This window comes from Oleiagrimonas citrea (genome assembly GCF_012395255.1).
GTDB lineage: Bacteria > Pseudomonadota > Gammaproteobacteria > Xanthomonadales > Rhodanobacteraceae > Oleiagrimonas > Oleiagrimonas citrea.
The window spans coordinates 221,652-242,329 of record NZ_JAAZQD010000004.1 but is presented as its reverse complement, the minus strand read 5'-3'; the positions used below and the strand labels follow the sequence as shown (position 1 = coordinate 242,329).

Annotated in this window: 20 protein-coding genes; 10 read left to right on the top strand and 10 right to left on the bottom strand. The window is 63.0% G+C overall.

The genetic code is table 11. The features are described from left to right. Positions 1-7 precede the first annotated feature (7 nt). Entirely contained in the window at positions 8-1,360 is a 1,353-nt protein-coding gene (locus tag HF690_RS11085) for a hypothetical protein (RefSeq protein ID WP_168609483.1), read from the bottom strand. 201 nt (positions 1,361-1,561) lie between these two features. Between HF690_RS11085 and metK the strand changes: the two genes are divergently transcribed. Further along, entirely contained in the window at positions 1,562-2,806 is a 1,245-nt protein-coding gene (gene metK / locus HF690_RS11080; RefSeq protein ID WP_113063758.1) for a methionine adenosyltransferase, read from the top strand. A gap of 131 nt (positions 2,807-2,937) precedes the next feature. Here metK and HF690_RS11075 read toward each other — a convergent pair whose 3' ends face one another. Beyond that, positions 2,938-4,023 (bottom strand): ATP-grasp domain-containing protein, encoded by a 1,086-nt coding sequence (locus HF690_RS11075; RefSeq protein WP_168609482.1) that lies wholly within the window; start codon positions 4,021-4,023, stop codon positions 2,938-2,940. A 144-nt stretch (positions 4,024-4,167) separates the two neighbouring features. Next, positions 4,168-4,341: a hypothetical protein gene (locus tag HF690_RS11070; RefSeq protein WP_168609481.1), complete on the bottom strand. Its 174-nt coding sequence runs from the start codon at positions 4,339-4,341 to the stop codon at positions 4,168-4,170. 265 nt (positions 4,342-4,606) lie between these two features. Here HF690_RS11070 and HF690_RS11065 point away from each other — a divergent pair, with 265 nt between their 5' ends. Beyond that, positions 4,607-5,110 (top strand): hypothetical protein, encoded by a 504-nt coding sequence (locus tag HF690_RS11065; RefSeq protein WP_168609480.1) that lies wholly within the window; start codon positions 4,607-4,609, stop codon positions 5,108-5,110. Positions 5,111-5,259: 149 nt separating this feature from the next. Further along, positions 5,260-6,288: a phytanoyl-CoA dioxygenase family protein gene (locus HF690_RS11060; RefSeq protein ID WP_168609479.1), complete on the top strand. Its 1,029-nt coding sequence runs from the start codon at positions 5,260-5,262 to the stop codon at positions 6,286-6,288. A gap of 119 nt (positions 6,289-6,407) precedes the next feature. Here the strand turns inward: HF690_RS11060 and HF690_RS11055 are convergent, their stop codons facing one another. Both HF690_RS11055 and HF690_RS11050 read right to left on the bottom strand, forming a co-directional pair. Continuing rightward, the gene (locus tag HF690_RS11055) at positions 6,408-8,072 is read right to left on the bottom strand and encodes a hypothetical protein (RefSeq protein WP_168609478.1); all 1,665 of its coding nucleotides are present in this window, start codon (positions 8,070-8,072) and stop codon (positions 6,408-6,410) included. A gap of 819 nt (positions 8,073-8,891) precedes the next feature. Next, on the bottom strand, positions 8,892-9,554 hold the full coding sequence (locus HF690_RS11050) for a hypothetical protein (protein WP_205300829.1): 663 nt from the start codon (positions 9,552-9,554) through the stop codon (positions 8,892-8,894). Between the two features lie 211 nt (positions 9,555-9,765). Here HF690_RS11050 and HF690_RS11045 point away from each other — a divergent pair, with 211 nt between their 5' ends. Together HF690_RS11045 and HF690_RS11040 are read left to right on the top strand one after the other, a co-directional pair. Next, positions 9,766-10,302, top strand: coding sequence for a DUF924 family protein (locus tag HF690_RS11045; protein WP_168609476.1), 537 nt, complete (start codon positions 9,766-9,768; stop codon positions 10,300-10,302). Positions 10,303-10,435: 133 nt separating this feature from the next. Continuing rightward, entirely contained in the window at positions 10,436-10,858 is a 423-nt protein-coding gene (locus HF690_RS11040; protein WP_146742240.1) for a hypothetical protein, read from the top strand. Positions 10,859-10,991: 133 nt separating this feature from the next. Here the strand turns inward: HF690_RS11040 and HF690_RS11035 are convergent, their stop codons facing one another. Continuing rightward, positions 10,992-11,189, bottom strand: coding sequence for a hypothetical protein (locus HF690_RS11035; RefSeq protein WP_113064017.1), 198 nt, complete (start codon positions 11,187-11,189; stop codon positions 10,992-10,994). A 372-nt stretch (positions 11,190-11,561) separates the two neighbouring features. On the opposite strand from HF690_RS11035, the gene HF690_RS11030 reads away from it, so the two are divergent. Continuing rightward, positions 11,562-12,182 carry a hypothetical protein gene (locus HF690_RS11030; protein WP_168609475.1) on the top strand — a complete coding sequence of 207 codons (621 nt, stop codon included), beginning with the start codon at positions 11,562-11,564 and terminating at the stop codon, positions 12,180-12,182. Positions 12,183-12,194: 12 nt separating this feature from the next. Continuing rightward, positions 12,195-12,569, top strand: coding sequence for a hypothetical protein (locus HF690_RS11025; RefSeq protein ID WP_168609474.1), 375 nt, complete (start codon positions 12,195-12,197; stop codon positions 12,567-12,569). Positions 12,570-12,651: 82 nt separating this feature from the next. On the opposite strand, the gene HF690_RS11020 is transcribed toward HF690_RS11025, so the two are convergent. The 4 genes from HF690_RS11020 to HF690_RS11005 form a co-directional block, all read right to left on the bottom strand. Beyond that, on the bottom strand, positions 12,652-14,601 hold the full coding sequence (locus tag HF690_RS11020; RefSeq protein WP_168609473.1) for a prolyl oligopeptidase family serine peptidase: 1,950 nt from the start codon (positions 14,599-14,601) through the stop codon (positions 12,652-12,654). Positions 14,602-14,804: 203 nt separating this feature from the next. After that, a complete protein-coding gene (locus HF690_RS11015; RefSeq protein ID WP_168609472.1) occupies positions 14,805-16,622 on the bottom strand; it encodes a hypothetical protein in 1,818 nt (605 codons plus the stop codon). A 57-nt stretch (positions 16,623-16,679) separates the two neighbouring features. Further along, complete coding sequence (locus HF690_RS11010; protein WP_168609471.1) at positions 16,680-17,585, bottom strand: ABC transporter ATP-binding protein; 906 nt, start codon at positions 17,583-17,585, stop codon at positions 16,680-16,682. A 23-nt stretch (positions 17,586-17,608) separates the two neighbouring features. Next, positions 17,609-18,016 (bottom strand): GntR family transcriptional regulator, encoded by a 408-nt coding sequence (locus tag HF690_RS11005; protein ID WP_168609470.1) that lies wholly within the window; start codon positions 18,014-18,016, stop codon positions 17,609-17,611. Between the two features lie 551 nt (positions 18,017-18,567). Between HF690_RS11005 and HF690_RS11000 the strand changes: the two genes are divergently transcribed. From HF690_RS11000 to HF690_RS10990, 3 genes are all read left to right on the top strand, one after another. Further along, entirely contained in the window at positions 18,568-19,209 is a 642-nt protein-coding gene (locus tag HF690_RS11000; protein ID WP_168609469.1) for a transglycosylase SLT domain-containing protein, read from the top strand. Between the two features lie 88 nt (positions 19,210-19,297). Continuing rightward, complete coding sequence (locus tag HF690_RS10995) at positions 19,298-19,732, top strand: MarR family winged helix-turn-helix transcriptional regulator (RefSeq protein ID WP_113063773.1); 435 nt, start codon at positions 19,298-19,300, stop codon at positions 19,730-19,732. Positions 19,733-19,734: 2 nt separating this feature from the next. Next, a complete protein-coding gene (locus HF690_RS10990) occupies positions 19,735-20,493 on the top strand; it encodes a siderophore-interacting protein (protein WP_168609468.1) in 759 nt (252 codons plus the stop codon). Positions 20,494-20,678 lie beyond the last annotated feature (185 nt).

Sequence of the window (20,678 nt, the reverse complement as noted above, 5' to 3'; positions counted from 1 at the left end):
CGCCCGCTCAACGTGTCGGCATGATTGCCGGCGGCATGGCCGACACGCTGAGCAACCGCCCGCGTGCGCGTCGCACCACCGCGCCGGCGACCGGCTGCAGCCGACCGTCACGCTCGGCCCACAGCCCGACCAGCCAGCCATCGTCGGTGCGCCAACCCCGATGGCCGTGGCCGATCCGGCCGAGCACCCGCTGCCCGTTCACGCGCACGTAGAAATACGTCGCCTCGTCGCAGAACCGGTTCCACGCCAGATCCTGACCGAATGGCAAGCGGTTCGTGCCGGCCTCGGGATGCGCCGCCGCGGTTCGCCGAGCCATGCGCAGCATGCGTTGCATGACAGCCTTCTCAATCTTCGGCACCGGCAACTGACCCGCCTGTGGGCTGCGGTCGTAGCGCGCAGCGAGACGCGCAACCGCCTTCCGATAGGGTCCGCAGTCGCGGACCGCACAGCGCAGCGCGTCGACGTGCAGCGCATGATCGAACCGCAGGCGCACGCGCTGCGGACTGGCCCAACGCTGACCGGCCCACCACTGCGTGGAAACATCCACGGTGTCCGCATCCACGCGCCGCTGCAGCATCACATAGGTGTCATGCCCCGCACGCACGAGCGTGATGCGCTCGCCGGCGCCGATGCAAGGAGCCTGGTCCAGCATCGGCGCGGGCAAGACATGCGCCACACCGTCTGCATCGACGCGGAACCATGTCCGGTACGCGCAATCCGCCGAGCCCTGCACGCTCTCCACGGCGCCGATGCGTGCGGAGGCCAGCCAGTGCAGCGTCAGATTCGGGCTACCGGAAGCCCACTGCCTCACCTGCTCCGTCAAGGCCGGCGTCGGATGCACCTGCAAGGACCGGAACACGCCTTCGGGCGAAGGCACTGCCGCCGGATTGTCGCCGGCCACGACACGTGCCGTATGCACGGATGCATCCGAGGCTCGCCAGACCGACGCAAGATCCACATCCACCGACACGTCCGCCGCACGCAGAACCCGCACCAGAGCAGTCAGCGGTTCATCCAGCCCAGCCCCGAGTCCTCTTCGGCTCAGCAACTCGTCCATGCGTGCGCGTTCGAGCGCCCAGGCCCGCTTGCGCACCTCGCGCCCGGAAAAGCCGTAGCGCATCGCTGTCCACAGCGCATCATCGCGATCGGCCCGCCACACGCTCGCGTCCCGTGCAGCCCCAGCGTCTACGTGGGTGCGCTCCAGATCCTGGATTGCCATCTCCATACGCTGCAACGCCGGGCTTTCGCAGAACATCCGCTGCACCGGCAGCGTCCGCCCGGTACACGACCCCTGCGCCGCCCGAACCGGACCGATTAGGCCTGCCAGAAGGGCCAACATCAGCACACCCTTGTATTTCATCGACTTGCTCCACGCTTCGCACATGCCCAGACTCAGGGCGACGAACGGCGTCCGTCGGGCGCACCGCGGCCCGCATGCGGCGCAGGTTCGGGCGGTTTGCGGGCATGCGACGCCGCAGCGCACGATGCAATCGCGAAGCAGCGGTTGTATCATGGCGCCTTTCGTTTATCTCTTTATCCGCAAGGAAGGATATAGGCCTCGATGAGCAGCTACCTCTTCACCTCCGAGTCGGTCTCCGAGGGACACCCGGACAAGATCGCCGACCAGATCTCCGACGCCGTGCTGGACGCCATCCTGGCCCAGGATCCGCGCGCCCGCGTGGCCTGCGAGACCATGGTCAAGACCGGTGTCGCCATTGTTTCCGGCGAAATCACCACCGACGCCTGGGTCGACATCGAAGATCTGACCCGCAAGGTCATCCTCGACATCGGCTACGACTCGTCCGAAGTCGGCTTCGACGGCGCCACCTGCGGCGTGCTGAACCTGATCGGCAAGCAGTCACCCGACATCAATCGCGGCGTCGACCGCAAGAAGCCCGAGGAACAAGGCGCCGGCGACCAGGGCCTGATGTTCGGCTACGCCTGCAACGAGACCCGCGAGCTGATGCCGGCTCCGATCTACTATTCGCACCGCCTCGTCGAGCAGCAAGCCAAGGTTCGCAAGCAAAGGAACAGCCCGCTGCCGTGGCTGCGTCCGGACGCCAAGAGCCAGGTCACCCTGCGCTACGACGACGGCAAGATCGCCGGCATCGACGCCGTGGTGCTGTCCACGCAGCACGATCCGGGCATCAAGCACAAGGAAATCCTCGACGGCGTCTACGAGCACATCCTGAAGCCGGTGCTGCCGGCCGCGTGGCTGAAGACGCTGACCAAGTCGAAAATGCACATCAACCCGACCGGCAAGTTCGTCATCGGCGGTCCCGTCGGCGACTGCGGCCTGACTGGCCGCAAGATCATCGTCGACACCTATGGCGGCATGGCCCGCCACGGCGGTGGCGCGTTCTCCGGCAAGGACCCGTCGAAGGTGGACCGCTCGGCCGCCTATGCCGCGCGCTACGTAGCCAAGAACATCGTCGCCGCCGGCATCGCCGACAAGTGCGAGGTGCAGGTCAGCTACGCCATCGGCGTGGCCCGCCCGACCTCCATTTCCGTCACCACCTTCGGCACCGGCAAGATCCCGGACGAGAAGATCGAGGCCCTGATCGCGCAGCACTTCGACCTGCGTCCGTACGGCATCATCCAGATGCTGGATCTGATCCATCCCATGTACCAGCGCACCGCCAGCTACGGCCACTTCGGCCGCAAACCGGTGACGAAGGCGCATTACAGCTACGAGACCCTCGAGAACGGCCGCAAGACGCAGCACAAGACCGACGCGTTCGAGGCGTTCCCGTGGGAGAAGACGGATCGTGCGGAAGAACTGCGCAAGGCGGCCAAACTGAAGTAACGTCGCGTCGAACACACGGCAGTATCGAGAACGGGCGGCTCCAGGCCGCCCGTTTTTTTTTGCCGCTTCCATGGACAAGCCTCGCGAAACTGTTTGTGCCGAGCCTTGCGCGGAATCGAAGCGTGGCGCAGTCAGGGCTCCTCGGATGCGATAAGCGCGGCCTCGCCGTAGGAGTCCATGACGCGCTGATGTTCGTCCGATCGCTTGAAGTCCCCAAAATGCACTGGGTCACAGGCATCGAGCGAATAGTCGCAGCGCCCCTGCATGAGCATCGCCGTCATCGCCCTGAGCAGAGGCACCTCGGGAAGCTTTTCCTCTACAAACAGGAACTGGCCCGCCTGGTTGACCTCCAGGAAATACATGTCGCCCTGCTGATCGACAACCAGATCGGCACAGCCGACAACGATGCCCAGCTTCTTCATGAGCCTGCGAATGCGCTCCTCCCACGCAGCCGGCAGTTGCACTGTCTCCATGCGGGTCTCGTCCGCGAGAACCTGCTGACGCCAGTCCAGATAGGCGGCCCCGGACTGCTTGAGCACACGCACAGCGAAAATCCGATCACCGATCACGGTCACGCGAATGTCTTCGGTCTTGTCGATGTACCGCTGGAAGATACCGGGACACATGGCGATGGACGCCTCGGGCAGTTCCGAATCCGCATCGAGCAGGGTCACACCCAGGTCGTACAGCTTGCCCTTGGAACGGCTCAACCAGCTGTGCGGATAGAACGTCTTGTAGATCACCCGCCCCCAACGCTGAATCAACCGTGCGACGTCCTCGGCATGATTGGTCACCACCATGTCGGGGAACGGAATATCCAGCTCGGCCGCTGCCTGCAACTGCACGAGCTTGCTCTCGGCCGCGTAGGCCGCGACCGGATCGTTGATCCAGAGCGTATCCAGAACCTTCGTACCCAGATCGAAGAGGTTCTTCTGGAAAAATTTCCACTGCACGGTGAGGAATTCGCGATCCGACTCCATGCACGGTTCGGGCTCGGGGGCCGCCGGCCGCCGGAACCAGATCGAGCGGGGCGCATCCGGGCAGGCATCCGACCACCAGCGCATGCCGCCACCGTCGGCGTGAATCGAGATACGCCGTCCCACACAACTGAAATCCGGAGCAATACGGGTCGGAATATCCATGCGATCGAGGGACCAGCGCAATGCAGCCGTATGCGGTTCATTCCACTTGGCCAGAATCAGGACAGCCTTGTCCATGTGCGTCTCCGTTCAAAAATCGTGCTCGATTTTGAGTTGCTTTCACATCAATGGCCGACCGTTGCAAGACCGAGCAGGCAACGGTCGGCCCGGACGCAGTTCACTGCACCCGTCATACGATGCAGCGACTTGCAATCGCGACGATTAGGGCAGGAAGCCCAGGTCGGTCGGATCCGGCGTGTCATTCGAGACCGAACCGGACGTCACGGAGTGGTAGCACCCCTTCTTCAGCTCATCCGTATTCTTGCGGCTGATCTCACTCGCCACGACGCGCCCGAACGGGCGGGTGGTGCGATCGGTCACCTTATTGCTCTCCATGATGCAATCTCCTTGTCAAATACAATGAACGAGGTGCGCGAATAACATTGCCCCTCGAGTGCCCCGAATAATCGGAGGGACACTGCCTACCGATTCTAGAACCATCGCTATAAAAAAACGTGAAAAAAATCACGCATGGGCCCGCACGGCAATAAATAACACCCACTCAATGCCGGTTAATGGCTAATCCAATCGCTGCGCGCAGAATTTGCCGAACATATGGCATTGATGCAAAGTTGAGGCTTGCTGTTTCTGGAAAATCCGCATGAAAACCGTCTTTTCCTGTTTTGTGCTCGTCGCCGCTACGATCAGCGCCCCGGTTCTGGCCAAGTCTCCACACTGCTCTCCCTTGCTCGGTCGCTGGGCCGTCGTCAAATCACGCCTGCCGATGCCGCCAGCACAGCGGCCGAAAAAGGTCGTCATAGCATTCCGCCACGCGGACCTGGCGAAGCTGACGATGGATGTCGATATCGTCTACGCAAACGGCAAAGAGGTACACACCGTCAGCACCGCCACGCTCGACGGCGCTTCGTATCCGGTGAAGGGCAGCCCCGAGGCCGATCTCTATGCAATGAAGATGCCGCAACCCGATACGCTGGTCCTGGCGCTCAGCATGCATGGCATACCGGCCTCGACACGCATCTACACGGTCGCTGCGGACCATAAGCACATGACTGAAACGGCCGTGTATTACGACAAGAACGGCCACCCGATTCTGAAAACTCACTACTTCACGCGGATGGGACCGAAACATTCCGACCGTATGTGATGAGTCAGGCAGCTTCCTGTCGTGGCAAGCGAGCCGGGAAGTATCATGCTCGCTCCTTGATGCCGGAAGCGACTGGGTTTCGCGCACCGCCGGACACAGCTTGAAGCTGACAACGACTTCGACGACCCAATCGGAAAAATCATTTGTCCATGCCCGTATCCCTGCCTTCCTCGACCGAGACCGGTGCACTCGGCGTTCCTCACCTCAAGCGCATGTGGGCGTTCGCCGTGGCGGCACGGTCCGCCACGGAACCATCGCGCCCCGGCGAAGAGCGGCTGGATCACCAGGTCCTCAATGCGCTGGGAGTCGGTCTGCATCAGACCTGGGAATACCTGATGCACAACGCTTCGACATTCGAGGCCTTCGAAGCCTGGATTGTGGCCACGGCTGGCACGCCCGATCCATTCAACGTCGAGCGCCTGCGCGCTGCCGTTCATCGCGAACCATGTCCAAAAGTTGCCCGCGCCTGGCTGGATGCCATCGAGGCAAGCCCGCCCGTACTGAGCGACGCGGACCTCGCTCATTGGAACGAACACGGTTACGTCGTGCTGCACGATGCCATCACCGAGGCCGAACGACAGGCCGCCGTGAAGACCATATGCGCCCATGTCGGCGCCGATCTCGAAGACCCCGAGTCGTGGTATCGATCCAGCACCGATCGCCACGGCATCATGGTCGAGCTGATCCAGCACTCGGCGCTGGATGCCGCGCGCCGCTCACCGCGCATCCACAAGGCGTTCGCGCAGTTGTGGGGAACCGCCGACCTGTGGCCCACGGCGGACCGCTGCGGATTCCATCCGCCGCAGCGCCAGTATTGCCCCTTCCCCGGACCGGATCTGCACTGGGATCTCGATCTCGCTGCACCGCTCGCGTTCGACACGCAGGGCATCCTCTATTTCACCGATACGCCGGCCGAACAGGGGGCACTGACTGTGGTGCCGGGTTTCCACCACAAACTGCCCGACTGGCTGACCACGCTCGAACCCGGCGTCGATCCGCACCAACAGGACCTCCATGCACTGGGCTCGAAGCCGATTGCGGGCCGCGCTGGCGACCTGGTGATCTGGCACGCCTGGCTGCCACACGGCAGTCGCCCCAACCTGGGTGAACGCCCGCGGATCGTCCAGTACATCACGCATGCAGCCACCGTCGGCATGACAACTGCCCGCGCTGGCTGACAGGGAACGAATCGAGCACATCGATCTCCCGACGAAAATGCACTTCGGCGATCGACTGCAACGAAAAACGGGATGCCTGAAGCATCCCGTTTTTCGCATTCAGGACCTAATGGCCCGCTTTACTTGTGCATGGCCTTCTTGCTCTTGACCATGCCTTGCCCACCATCGTCATCGAGCACCAGGTTACCCAAAATCGACCAGGCGAAGTCGAGCTGCAGCTTGCCCTGGAACGAGGGATCGTTCAGACCGAAATAGAAGTCCGCCGCATACGGCTTCTCGCGATTGTCCGGATCCTTGTAGTGCCCGGGCGTGGACTGGTATTGCGCCTGTCCGTGGCAGCTCATGCAGTTGGTCTGCACCCCGTACTCGTTGGTGATCACCTTACCGTCCGGCTGCGTGATGCTGCCCCTGGCCTGGAAGGTCGACGGCGAGAAACCGGCTTCCAGATGCGGGTTGTAGGCGATCACGGAATGACCGACGCTCTGGCCGCCATTGATCGGTTGCGCCGGCGCGACCATCTGGTACGAGAGCGCCATCGCGTAGTGACCGGACTCCGCATCCATGTCCTGCTGCGGACGGGCCGCCGCGATGGTGCTGTCGCTGGGCAGATACGGCTGGTTCGGGTTGGCCGACCACCAGAAGGTCTGCCAGGCCCAGCGCGTGGTCTCGCGCGTGGTCACGTGCATGCCGACCAGAATGGCGATGTCGCCCGCGGACACTTTCATCTTGGTCTGCGAAGCGATGGCCGGCGCTTCCTGCGCCGTGATCACGTGATGGATGAAGTCGCTCACATGAAACGTGGTGGACGCCGTGCGGCCGGCACAGCCCTTATCGATCGCGTTGCCCGTGCTGGGACCGCTCTGATTGACGTCGACGTATACACACGCGCCCCAGTCCGGTTCCGGGAAGGTCTTCGCCGGCGAAGGCGTGCCAGGCCAGCCGGGCATCGTGTAGATGCCGTCCTTGACGTTCCCATCGGTCTCGTTTTTCTGAATGACCTTGTAGACCGGCTTGATCGTGATGGCGCTGGTCGGGAACACCGGGATCTGCGTGTAGCCCTCCTTCAGGTAGCGGTTAAGCGTGCTCTGAAGGAACAGCTTGTTGCGGATCGCATGTTCGGCAGCGGCCGGGTTGTAGGCCACCGTGACGAAGATTTTGGTATCGCCGTCCGGAATCGCCGACGCCGACTTCAGCATCGGCTGAAGATTACGGAACTGATGCGGCATTTCCAGCTTGAAGCGGCTGCCCGGACGCAGCAGTTGCGACTTCTGCAGCAGCACCCGTCCCTTGACGACATCCGTGCCCAGCCCGGACTGGATGCGATAGATCATGTTCGAGGGCGTGGTCCAGGTTTCGAAAGCGCGCACGGGCGTGCCGTTGACCTTGCCGGTGTACTGGGTCAATCCCGCCCAGATCGACCAGGCATGCCGAATCAACGCCGCCTGATTGCCCGAATAGACCCAGCCGTTGACGGTGGTTTCCGACTGCGGATACGCCTCGCCGGTCGCATTCGGAAGATTGGGCACGCAGACCAGGTTGCCGTTGAGGTTGGCGATGTCGCCACCCTTCATCACCTCGTTCTGGCAGGTTCCCAGTTGCTCCAGCGTGGTCTGCTGGAAACTGCCGCTCAAGGTCTGACAACTGGCGGACAGCGCATCCCCCTGAACCGCCGCGCCGGTACAACTCAGCAGATAGGATCCCGGCGGCGGCCCGGCCGCCACAGCAGGAGCCGTCCAGACCAGGCAGGACACACCCGCCCATGCAAGCATCGATGCGATCTTCATGTTCCCCTCCTTCCTTGATTTCCCATCCAACGAAAGTCGGCACGCCGCACCGCGACGCGCTCGCCTGCTCCGACTCCCCTCCGGAATGTCCGCCGCATGCTGCCGGCCAGCCACCCCATATCGATCGACGTACCATCTAGAACGTCGACCAAAGCTTTGTTGAACGTATCCCTGTGCGGGCGCGTCCGCGCTTCGCTCTGCGGCACGATCCGAGTACTCATCGCATGATCGGTGCAGCCCTTTACACGACCATATGCCACCGAGCCGTGAACTTATGCACAAATCTGGCAATCTTATGATGAAGATTCCATGCAGAGATGTGTTCGGACATTCGCCGTGCAAACCAGGCACGGCACCATGCCTGTACACCAGCGGAACCCCAATTGAACATGCCGCATACGCGGCGCTGACGTAGTCATAGTCCGCGCCGCCCTCATGCTTGGAATACGCGACTTCAGCCGGGCAATGATCGGGCCACACCCTTGCGGCAAATGTGTCACAACAGGTGACGAGCCACCCAGGCTCTCTCTTCGTTGCCCCAGATACCTGAAAACACCCTACTCGCGTAGCATCGACTGCAGTGAACAGCGTGTGGAACGGAATAGAACCCGGCATGTTTGAAACCCGCATACGGCTCGAATACGGGTCCGCTCCCGGCACACTTCAGGAAAATGAAAAAAAAGTGGGGTGACAGGCGACACAATGGAGACTTCCATCGTGTCGTCATGCCACCCCACTCTCTGTTCACGTCAGCGCACGAAGTCTATCGACTTCAACCTCAGTCACGAGTAGTGCGCGAACTTTGCACGTAACATTGATTTAGCGATTCGCCCCACTACTACCCCTGCCGCCGGTCGCGAAGCCCTGCCCAGTCTGTTCATTCATGCGTTGAGAGCCACCCAACGCACCGCCTGCGGCATTCGGATCTGCCGGCATGAAATCACCCTGATGGTTACCCAGAGCCAGACGATGATCGGGGGTATGCACCCAATGCCACGACCCGGACGGCAATGGCTTCATGGACACATATTGGAAATTCGCCGCATGGGTGCCGTCCTTTTTCTCCATGACATGCAAGGCCAGCGTGACCACGACATCGCTCGAGATCGGCTTCCCGTGATCCTGTGCAGGCTTCGTGATCATCTTGTTCAGCGTGGCACGCAATACCCTGACCAGGCTCGGGCGCACCTTGTACGCCGGGGTGACATCCGTCACCGTGCCCTGCTTGTCGACATGAACCAGGACCGGCAGCGTCCGCATATCCGCATCCGCGGCCGAATTGGCCTTGACACTCGTCTGGGCTGCAAACGCAGTGGTGACCGCAAGAAATGCGCTCACGCCCAAAATGGCAGAAACAAAACGTGACATAGCTTCCCCTCCTTGTTGGTATTGGATCTTCTGGCAAGCAAACCGCGCACCATTGTTTTCATCATACCCTTGCTGAGGACGCAAGCAAAAACGGCCTGCAGAGCGGGCAAACACGACCCGTTTCCGGAAATCCGTAAATCGCCGCCGGCCTCTTCAGTAGAGTCTGCATCTGATGCGAACCTTCCATCCAGCATCATCAACTCTCCCGATCACCGCAGACCATGACTTCCGTTTCGGAAACACATCCGAACCGTGACCGTAAAATCCCTGTCGAATGTCTGCACTGAAACAGACCGCCTCCTTCCCTCTACACGAAACCCTACGCATGCGCGAAACCGTCCTCGAATTCTGGTTCGACGAAATCGATCCGAAAATGTGGTGGGCCAAGGACACGGACTTCGATGCCCGCATCCGCAAGCGTTTCGGTCCCGTGCTGGAACAGGCGGTCGCCGGCGAGTTGCATGACTGGCGCGAGACGCCTCGCGGCCGATTAGCGGAAGTGATCGTGCTGGACCAGTTCTCACGCAACATCCACCGCGGCACGCCGCAGGCATTCGCCCACGATCCCATGGCGCTGGCATTGGCGCAGGAGGCCATTCGCGCAGACGCACCGACCCGCCTTTCACCGATCGAAAGCAACTTTCTCTACATGCCGTTCATGCACAGCGAGTCGCGAGTCATCCAGGCCTGGGCCGACTCGCTGTTCCGCGAAAATGGCCTGGAAGAGAATTACCGCTTCGCCGTGCGACATCGTGAAATCATCGAACGTTTCGGTCGCTATCCTCATCGCAACGGCATACTTGGACGCGCGTCGACGCCGGAGGAAGTCGCGTTCCTCGAACATCCCGGATCCAGTTTCTAGGCTCGCCGATGCGACGGACGGAGGCGACAACCGATCGCGGCAAGGTACTCGCGCCATCCATGCTCGCGTTCTCTGCACGTCGCCGCGCTGCCCCGTACAATTCCCGCAATGGTCCGCTGTCAGGATGGCTTTCATGAACTCCAGAGCACGTCGCATCGTCGCAGGCGCAGCCGGCATCCTCAGCGCCCTGATCACTGTCGCCGTCATCGAGTACGTCGGCCACAGTCTGTATCCGCCGCCGGAGAACCTGGACTTCTCCGACCATAACGCGGTCGCTGCCTTCATCCGCTCCCTGCCGACCGGCGCGTTCGGCTTCGTCCTCTCGGCGTGGGCATTCGGCGTGCTGGACGGCACGCTGGTCGCCATCGTGATCGCACGCGCCAGGGCCGGACTCTATGCGACCCTGATCGGCGGTGTGGTACTGATCGCCGCGCTGGTGAACCTGACCATGTTTCCGCACCCCATGTGGTTCCAGATCTCGGCCATCGTGCTGATCGCCACGGCAACGCTGACCGCGAGTCTCGTCGGCCAATTCCTGCTCCCCGCGCGAAACTGAGCACGACATCGACATGCCGGAATGCTCCGGAACAGGTCGACCCGCACTCACGTCTGGTCTCGGCAAACCCGGGTTCCACGCAAAAAAAAGGCCGCACAAAGCGGCCTTTTCCACGTATTCATCGCGATGATGGCTAACCCGGGCGTACGCCCAGGATGCGAGCAGGCAGCATGACGATTCCCTTGAGGAAGGCGAACACGCCCTCGACCGCCACACCGAGCAGCCGGAACGGCAGCAGAAGCAGCCACACGAACGGATAGAGCACCAGCGCAAGCAGCGCCAGCGGCCAACAGAACACGAGCAACAGAAGCCAGAGCACGAACGTCAGCATGGCAGTCTCCCGGCATTCGACGAAAATAGACAAGATAATCATGAGGTCATCGGCGTGGTCCATCCAGTGCCGAAAGCCATGTCGCCCAGGATCAGACCGGGAACACGCGTGCGCCGGACGCACGGCTGTGCACGCGACGCCCGGCCGCGCATGTCCGTATCCAGGAGCGTCAAGCGAACACATCGCGGCTTCCCTGCCGCAATTCGACCACATCCATCCCTGCAATGGGGCCGTGCAATGGGCCATGCCGGACAAACATGTCGCTCACCATGCTTATCAAGCCTGAATCGAATGACGCAACTTTTTGATTGTATATATAAAAAAGTCGGCTCATGATAAGCAAGAGAAGGATTCCGTGCAGGAGGAGGCCGTATGAAGACGCTCGGATTCGTCGTGCTCGCACTGACCTGCATGATCGGCCACACGGCTCTTGCCCAGCATGCTCCCGCGAAGACCCATCCTCGCGACATGCTGGCCGGGATCGATACCAGCGCCCCCTTCACCGTCTGCAACGCTCGCTATGCCTTGTGCACCAAGGCCACATGCACACCAGCCGGGAACAACCAGTACGACTGCACCTGCAAGGTGAAGAAAGGCTGGTCGGCCGGCACCCAGACCTGCGCCCAGATCCAGCAGCTGGAAGCGCAAGGTCGGATTCCATCGCGCTACTACCCGATCAAGAGCTTCGTGACCTGCCCCGGCCCAACCACCTGGGCATTCTGTCTGGACAAGGTCTGTACGCCCAGTATGGACGGCAAGACGGCCCATTGCGTCTGCATCGGCCGCACATCGAAACGATACGTGGTACCCACCAGCAAGAACACGCCGGCCACCTGCAGCGGTAATCCCGTCGTGTCCTCGGCCAGCATCGTGCAGTTGTTCACCATCACCCAGTACCTGAAGACGCAGCCGGAGCTGCAACCGCACAACTTCGAGGTGCTCAACAAAGCGACGTCCGGCCATGCACGGCCCACGTCGGCGACCGGGCACTGAGGACCATCCATCATGCGCCGCGCGACCTTGACGACCACAGTGGCGGCGATACTGATCGGGCTGGTCCTTCTCTGTATCGAGGCGACACCCGCCCTGACCGGACTGTTCTTCGCGCCGTTCGCGCTGGGACCGCTGTGCATCACGCTGCTGCTTGCCCTGCTGTTCTCGGAACGGCGGGCTGAGGCGATCCTGCTGGCCTCTACCGTCCTCTACATGGCCTGGTTCGGCTATCTGTACATGGACATCTTCCACTGGCATCCCGACCCGCAGAGTGCAATCGGTCTGCTGCTTGCGGGACTCTACGCACTACCCGTGATGCTGGCGTTCTGGGCCGTTGCAGGACGCAGGCAGCACATCGCCAACCACCAGCCGATCAAGCGCACCTGAACGGGCACCGCGCGATACCTTTCCGAGTCTCCAGAGCTCATCCGCGAGCCACCCTCGGCTCCTCGGCGTCGAACGGTGTCTGTCATGGATCCGTTGCGACAGGCACGGACTGCGCATCTTGATGCCCGGTCACGCCTGGCACCGAGCCGAGGCCCGGACCGGCGATGCGCAGATTCCGCTGCATATAGGTGCGCATTTCGACATCCGGCGGACGCGGCGCTGCCCCGCCCAGATGACGATGCAGCATGCGCAGAATCAGATAGCCCATGACCTGACGCGCCAGGTCGTTCTCGGCGACATGCCCGGCATCCGGGTCGATCAGAAGGCTGACATCCTTGTGCAGCATCTGCAGGCGTGCGGCATACGCGATCACGCCACGCAGTGCGATACGGCGATCCATGCCGCCGGCCATCATCAGCAGCGGCCCGCGCACGCGCCGGGCGTTGGCCAACGGTGACTGTTCGTGCAAGCGCCGCATGCGGACCGGATCGTCCGGGTCCAGGTCGAGCTGACGCATCCAGTCCACGAACGGAATCGCCGACGAGAGTCTCAGCGCCTCCCGACTGCGCGCAATCCAGCGCACGGTCCAGGAAAAGTCCGTTGGCGGCACGATGGCGACGCCGACCTTGAACAGATCCGGCTGCCAGGTCATCCCCAGCAACGTGGCATAACCGCCGAACGACGCGCCGAAGATACCGACGCGATCCGGATCGCCGATGTGCCGATGCAACAGGAAGTGCACGCCATCGACGATGTCCTGCTGCACACGCCCGTTGCCGTAGTCACCGTGCGCGGCGAGCATGTAGCGGCGCCCCAACCCGGTGGAGCCGCGGAAGTCCGGCTCGAACACGGCGTAGCCGCGATCGGTCAGTAATTGCACATAGGCCGAGAACTCCGGCCGCACGTGATTCCACGGACCGCCGTGCGCCAGCACCACCAGCGGCACATGCGCCGGGTCCCGGCCCGGCGGCAACGACAGAAAACCGACCAGCCGCATGCCGTCCGAAGCGCGATAGGAGAACGGGATCTTGCGCGATGTCGCGGTCGCCGGCACCGAGGCAATCGGCCTGCGATCGCGATCCAGGCGCGGAAAATCGAGAATCCGCCGCAGGGAACCGGTACGCGGATCGTATAGATACCAATGTCGCCCCTGCAGCCGGCTGGAACGCACCGATATCAGCCAGCGCGCATGCGGCCCACGTCCAACATCGATGTGCAGATCGCGCTCATGCAGACGTCGATCCAAACGCTTCATCTGCGTCTTCATGGCTCGCGTCAGACCGTAGTCAGCAGCGTGAACGCTGCGGTACCCCGTGATCAACGGCCGCCCGCTGTCCGGATCGAGCGTCACCCACTCCAGATCGGCGCGACCGTGCGGATCGCGCTGCACCGTGTGCAGATGTCCCTCCGCATCGAGTCGCTCCAGGCCGATCAGGTCACCGTCCAGATTCCCGCTCAACAGCAGCGACCGCCCATCGGGGCTTGCCGACAGGAAGTTGCACACACGCAGATCTCGACAATGCCTGACCGCATGCCATGTCCCACCGACATCGCGATGCAGAATCACAATCGCACCCTGGCGATAGCGCGCCATAAAACGCAGACGCCCCTTGCCGTCGAAGGCGTAATCGACGATGCGATCCGCGGAGATGTCCAGCACGGTGCGCTGTCCGCGCAGGCCGATGCGCACCAGGCGCCAGCGTGTGCCGCCCTGCGCGTCCGGCACTTGCTCGCGCACGATCACGGCGGAAGCATGCCGCGGATCGACACCCATCCATTCCCGCTGCGCCGGTCCGCCCAATGTGGTGACGATGCCGTTCTCCCGCGCGTCGTCGGTCGATATCGCGAAGACCTGTCGCGAGGACACCAGCAGCAGGTGCCGGCTATCGTGCGTGAAGGCCAGCTGCACGGCATCGGCACGGCGAAGCAGACGCCGAGCCGGGCCGCCACCTGTCGGCAGCAGCCACACCGCACGCTCGTTCCCCTGCAAGCGCAGATACGCCACGAAACGGCCATCCGGAGACAGCGTCACGGCCGACGTCGCCGCACGGCTCAGATACGATGCCAACGACACATGAGGAGCAGCAGGTCGTGCACGCTCCGCGGCGACGGCAGCACGCCAGGTACCGGAACCCATTGGTGCGGGCTGCGCCGAAGCACTCGCCATCATCATCACCGCAAGCGCTGACGCGAGACGCCGGAGAGCAGGTCTCACGAGTCGATCTGCTGCCCGCTTCACGACACGGATTCCGATGCGTTGCGCGGATACAGCAGCCACAGACTGATCCAGGCTGGCACGCCGATCGCCAGACACGCCGCCAACCAGGCCATTCGCGCGCGCCACGGTATGCGACGACGCGCCCCCAGCCACACGCCACCGATGAGCGCGATCACCGACCACGCCCCGGCCAGCCACCACATCGGTGCCGGGACCGGTGTCCTCGACGTCGCATAGGCCCGCGGTGGCGCGAACAGATTCCGGCCCGCCTCACCCAGACGATAGAGCAGCGGCGACGGCAACCAATGCCGATAGCGGAAGATCGCGGGAAAATCCTGATGCAGTTCGCGACGTGCGAGCGTCTTCACGCGCCCATCGTCATGCACATGCACCAGCACCTGTACCGGATGCACGCCATGCGGCAGATAGGCACCGCCGCTCAGATCGAAATCGATCAGATAGCCATCCACCATCTCGACTACGTCGAGCCGGGCCAGATCGCCGAAGTTACCGGGAAGCTGCACGCGCTGGCGCGGTTTCATCGCCCCCAGCCCATCGACCAGTGGCAGGCTGTCGTAGAAATACACGGCCCGATTGCTGACCACGGCCAACTGCGCACCGACCGGCTCGATGTCGAACGCCGTTTCGCCGGCGGGCAGCGTGATGCGCGGACGAACCTGCGCCGCAGCACTGTCGTACTGATATATGACATGACCGCCGAACAGCATCTGATCGCCAGGCCGCAGTCCCGGCAGGGTGCCCACCGGCTGCACGGGAACCGGAAAAGCGGCCTGCCGGCGTCCGATGCCGATCTCTCCGACACGCTTCCCATCCCGCTGCCGAAAGACCTCCAGACGCATGCGATCCTGACTGAACACCAGGCGCTGCCCGCGCTGCGCATCGACGAATGCCGTCGGCGCTTCGTTGGTCAGACGGCCTCGCCGCACGGCCCCGCCGATCTTCTCGCCAAGCGTGTAGACCTTGGACAGATCAATCTGCCTGCGCAGCACTTCGCTCTCGCGGTCATGCATGCCCTTCAACGCGGCCTTCATGCGCTGATTGCCCGTCATGCGGCTCAGCGCGACGTAGCCGTCGGACGGTGGTGCGGTCATGTTGATCGGATCCGTGCCGAGCATGGTCCAGACCATCTCCCCGCCCAGCGCCAGCAGCGCGAAACCCAGCATGATCGTCATCTGCAACGGCAAGGCCGTGATCAGCGTGGCGGGAAGACTTCGCGGCAGCGCGCTCAGGTCCGGTTTGAAGGCCGTCCACAACAACCCCGCAAGCCAGAGCAGAACCAGTGCCTGCACCACCAACGCGTCGACGCCGCCCGCACGACTCTCGTACAACGCCAGCACGAAGATGATCGCCGTGACGGCGATCCGCCGGTTCGCCAGCGTGACATAGCTGCCTGCGAGATAACCGCAGGAGGTCAGCAGCAGCGCCGCCAGGGGCAGCAGTCCATGGCGCAGATCGACCACCCGCGCCGTGAACGCAATCTGATACCCCAGCGCCGCCAGCAGCGGCAGCACGATCGCCGCGGCCAACAGAACCGCGCCCGCTCCAGTCAGCGCCAAGGCAATGCGCCAGGGTGCCAGGGGCCGGTGCAGCAGATTCAGCCACGCGCTGCCGCGTCGGTATCCGCTCATCTGCACCACGCCCAGCACGACGCCGCTCAGCAGGTAGACCGCCGCGAAAGCCTGATAGAACAACAGCGTCTGCTGCCCTGGATCGAGCAGGCGGCAAATAAGGAACAGCACCACCAGATGAAGCGCCGCATAGGCGATGGCCCAGCCACGGAAACGCTGCAGTTCGGCCTTGAACAGTTCGAACATGATCCAACCTCGACATCGGACGCGCGTCGGCGACGCGCTCGGGGAAAGGGCTCGCCGTCAGGCCGCCGCGGGAGAAGCGTGGTTCTTGCCCAGAAAACCGTTCACGGCACGATCCAGGCTGACCGGCATGCTTTGCATCGAACGCACGCCGTGGCTTTCGAGAAAGCTGCCGAAGTCATCGTCCTGATCCAGCACCAGGTAGTGATGCAGGCCCTCGATGCGCTTGTGTTCGAGCAGGCCCGGCACCTCGGAAGGCGGCGGCCCCTTGAACGGCATGTCGGCGATCCACAGACGCACGCGGGCGCAGAAATCCTCCGGCGCCGACATGTGCATGAGCCGCCCGTGCTCCATCACGATGAGATTGTCGGCCACGCGCTCGACCTCCTCCATCTGGTGCGAACAGTAGATCGCCGTGCAGGCCTCGGCCGCGCTGGAATACAGCAGCGCCTCCAGGAATGCGCGCTTGGCCACGACATCCAGGCCCAGCGTCGGCTCGTCCAGCACCAGCAATTCCGGCGACTGCGCCAGAGCCAGGGCCAGATTCAGCCCCGCCCGTTCGCCACGCGAAAGCTGGCCGACCTTCTGCTCCGGAAGTACGTGGTAGTGCCCGATGACTTCCTCGAACGCAGCCTGATTCCAGTGCGCGTACTGCTTGCGCTGCATGCGCGTCACGGCGTCCACGCGCATCCATCGCGGCAGAGAGTGCTCTTCGTTCACGAAGCCGATGCGGCCGCGCAACGCCGGCGTCAAGGCGTCACTGCGGCAACCGAGAATGCGCGCATGCCCGCTGCTGGGCGCCAAGAATCCGAGCAGAATCCGGAACAGTGTGGACTTGCCCGCACCGTTGGCGCCGACGATCGCGTGCACGTTGCCGCGCGGCACGCGCAGATCCAGATGATCCAGCGCAAGTTTACGATCGTAGCGCTTGCACAACGCCTCGGTCTCGATGACGTACTCGCTCATCGGAAAATTCCTTGTGAAATCCCTCAGGCGGTCTTGCGTATCAGGACACGCAGCGCTTCATCCAGACGCTGCAAGGCCTGCTGCGGCGGGTAATCCAGCGCCACCACTTCATGCACGAAGTGGCGAATGGCGTCGTCCAGACGGCGTTCGCGCTCGTCGTCGCTCAAGCGCTGACGCGGCGGTGCCACGAACAAGCCCAATCCCTGCCGCGACTCCACCCAGCCCTCGCTGCCGAGTTCGGCATAGGCCTTGGCCACGGTGTTCGGGTTGATACCCAACTGCTGGGCAAGACCGCGCACGCTGGGCAGTTTGCCGCCCGACTCGAGTTCGCCGGTGGCGATCTTCATGCGCACGGCATCGACGATCTGCTTGCTCAGCGGGCGCGAATCGCCGGTCGCGACTTGTATGGCCAGGACTTGGGTGCGCGGCATGTCCGCTCTCCGTATGGTGTACTACGATACATAGTACACTTTGCGCAACCTACTCCGTCAAGGCCATGGGTCATGGTAGGCGGATATTCCAAAGGAATGGGCGAGAACACGGACCTCTTGTGACCCTGCTCACCGCCTATCACCCGCTTTCAATACCGCATTGGCACTTCGTCGAGCAGCGCGAACACCGTAGCGATCCCGACCACCTCCATCCCGACACGGCGGGTCGCACCGGACATAACCTATGCATCGCCTGCTCGACGGCACTTCATGTGCCACCTCTCCTGCGCGGGTGGACGACCACATCATGGATCAGCTTTCCCCTACAGACATTGGGACATGAATCACGGAAGCTATTCGTGCTCCACATGCGGCATCGCGTTTCGCGCTTGGACGGCCGGCGCGTATCGGCAAGTGGGGTTCGACCTAGGCACGACACGGTGAAGGTTGGGGGACCCGATCCGTGAAAGGGTAAGCCCGCCCACAGAAAGCCAGTGTTCACACGCTGGCTTTCTGCTTTATCGCTCAGCGTCACTGCTACCCTAGGGCGCATGACTGCTACAAGGACCGTTCGCGCATACCGCATCGTCTCGTGCGCACTCACCGCGCTCTGCCTGATCCTGCTCGCCGGCTGTGCCTCGAACCCGCCCCGGCACACCGACAATTTGTGCAAGGTGTTCGACCAGCATCCGGACTGGTACGACGCGGCTCACGACGCGCAGAAGCGCTGGGGCACCCCGATCCATGTGCTGATGGCCTTCATCAATCGCGAGTCGAGCTTTCGCAAGCGCGCGCGGCCCGACCGCCCCTGGTTCCTGTTCATTCCCCTGCCGCGCAAATCCAGCGCCTACGGCTACGCACAGATCCAGGACCCGGCATGGGAGGACTACAAGAAAGCCAACGGCGGCCTGTTCAAGAGTCGAACGGACATGAAGGACGCGCTGGACTTCATCGGCTGGTACACCGACCGTATCCATCGCGCGCTGGGCATTTCCAAATGGGACGCCAAGCACCTGTACCTCGCCTACCACGAGGGTATCGGCGGCTACCGTAGCGGACACTGGAAGCGCAATCGCTCGCTGCTTCGCACGGCCAACGGCGTAGCCTACCGCTCCCGCCAGTACGGCGCGCAGCTCAAGCGCTGCGCGGTGCGCTTCCGCTGCCGGCACTGGTATCAGTTGTTCTGCCACTGAGGTATTGCATTGGAAATGCCCCGAAGTTAGTTGACAAAGTCAACCATGACGGCAAGAATATGGTTGATATTGTCAACTTTATCCCGCCATGTCCTCCACGCCCCCCGGTGATGCCCTGCATCGTCTGTTGCACGCCTACAAGCGCGCCATGCGCGAGGCTTATCGCGCTGCCGGCATCGACCTGCCCTCTTCGCACGTACGCACATTGAAGGCGATCTGCGGCCTGCCGAAATGTACCGCGCAGGCCATCGCCGAACGCATGCATCGCGACAAGTCGCAGATCACCCGTGTCGTGCACGACCTGCAGGCGGCCGGACTGATCACGCGCCGCCCCGACCCTGACGACGGCCGCCGCCAACTCCTCGCGCCGACCGCTTCCGGCAAACGCCTGCGCGCACGCGTTGCCGAGGCCGAACGCGAAGCCGGCACCCGCATGGTGCGCGGCCTACCGCCGACGTCCGTCGCGACATTCGTGCGCATGGCCGAAACCATGGCGGCCAACCTGGACACCACGGAGTCCTGAACATGAATCGTCCCGCCCCCTACCGCTTCACCGTTCTCGGCAAACATGCCGTCACTCCACGCATGCTGCGCGTGACCCTGGGCGGCGAAGGCATGCAACGCTTTCCCGACGATCAGGCCAGTGCCTACGTCAAACTGCTTCTCCCGGTTCCTGGCCAGGATCGTCCGCTTCTGCGCACCTACACCGTGCGCGCGCAGCGCGACGACGCCATCGACATCGACTTCGCGCTGCACGGCGAGGATGGCGGCGGCCCGGCTTCCGGCTGGGCACTGAGCTGCGCTCCCGGCGACGCCATCGAAATTGCCGGCCCCGGTCCCAAGAAACAGGTCGATCCCAAAGCCGACTGGATATTAATGGTCGGCGACATGACCGCCCTGCCTGCGCTCAGCGTGAACCTCGAACAACTGCCTCCGGACGCTCACGGCCGCGCGATCATCGAAGTGCCGGACGAAGCCGATATCCAGACGCTGTCCGCTCCCACCGGATTCGAGCTGCAATGGGTCCTCAATCCGCGCCCCGGGTACACGACACCGCTTCTGGACGCAGTCGAAGCGCTCCCGTGGCCACAAGGTGAGGTCAACATCTGGGCAGCCTGCGAATTCACCAGCATGCTCGCGCTGCGCACGCACTTCCGTGACATCCGCGGCATGACGCGGAAGCAGGTGTACATCTCCAGCTACTGGAAGCAGGGCAGCGACGAGGAATCGCACAAATCGCTGAAACGCACCGACGCCGAGCAGAACGAAACCCGCGCCGCCTGAGTCCCGGCCTGCTGCGATCATTCCGACGAAATCGCCGCTTGTCCGAGACAGACAAACCCACACCGACCCACACCGACTCGGCCTACACGACATGCCGCGTGCAGGCCATTGCGCCTGCCGCCACGAGCACAGGCCACGCCCCTCACGGTGCGGGATGCCCGAGCGTCCACTCTCCGATAGGCTTG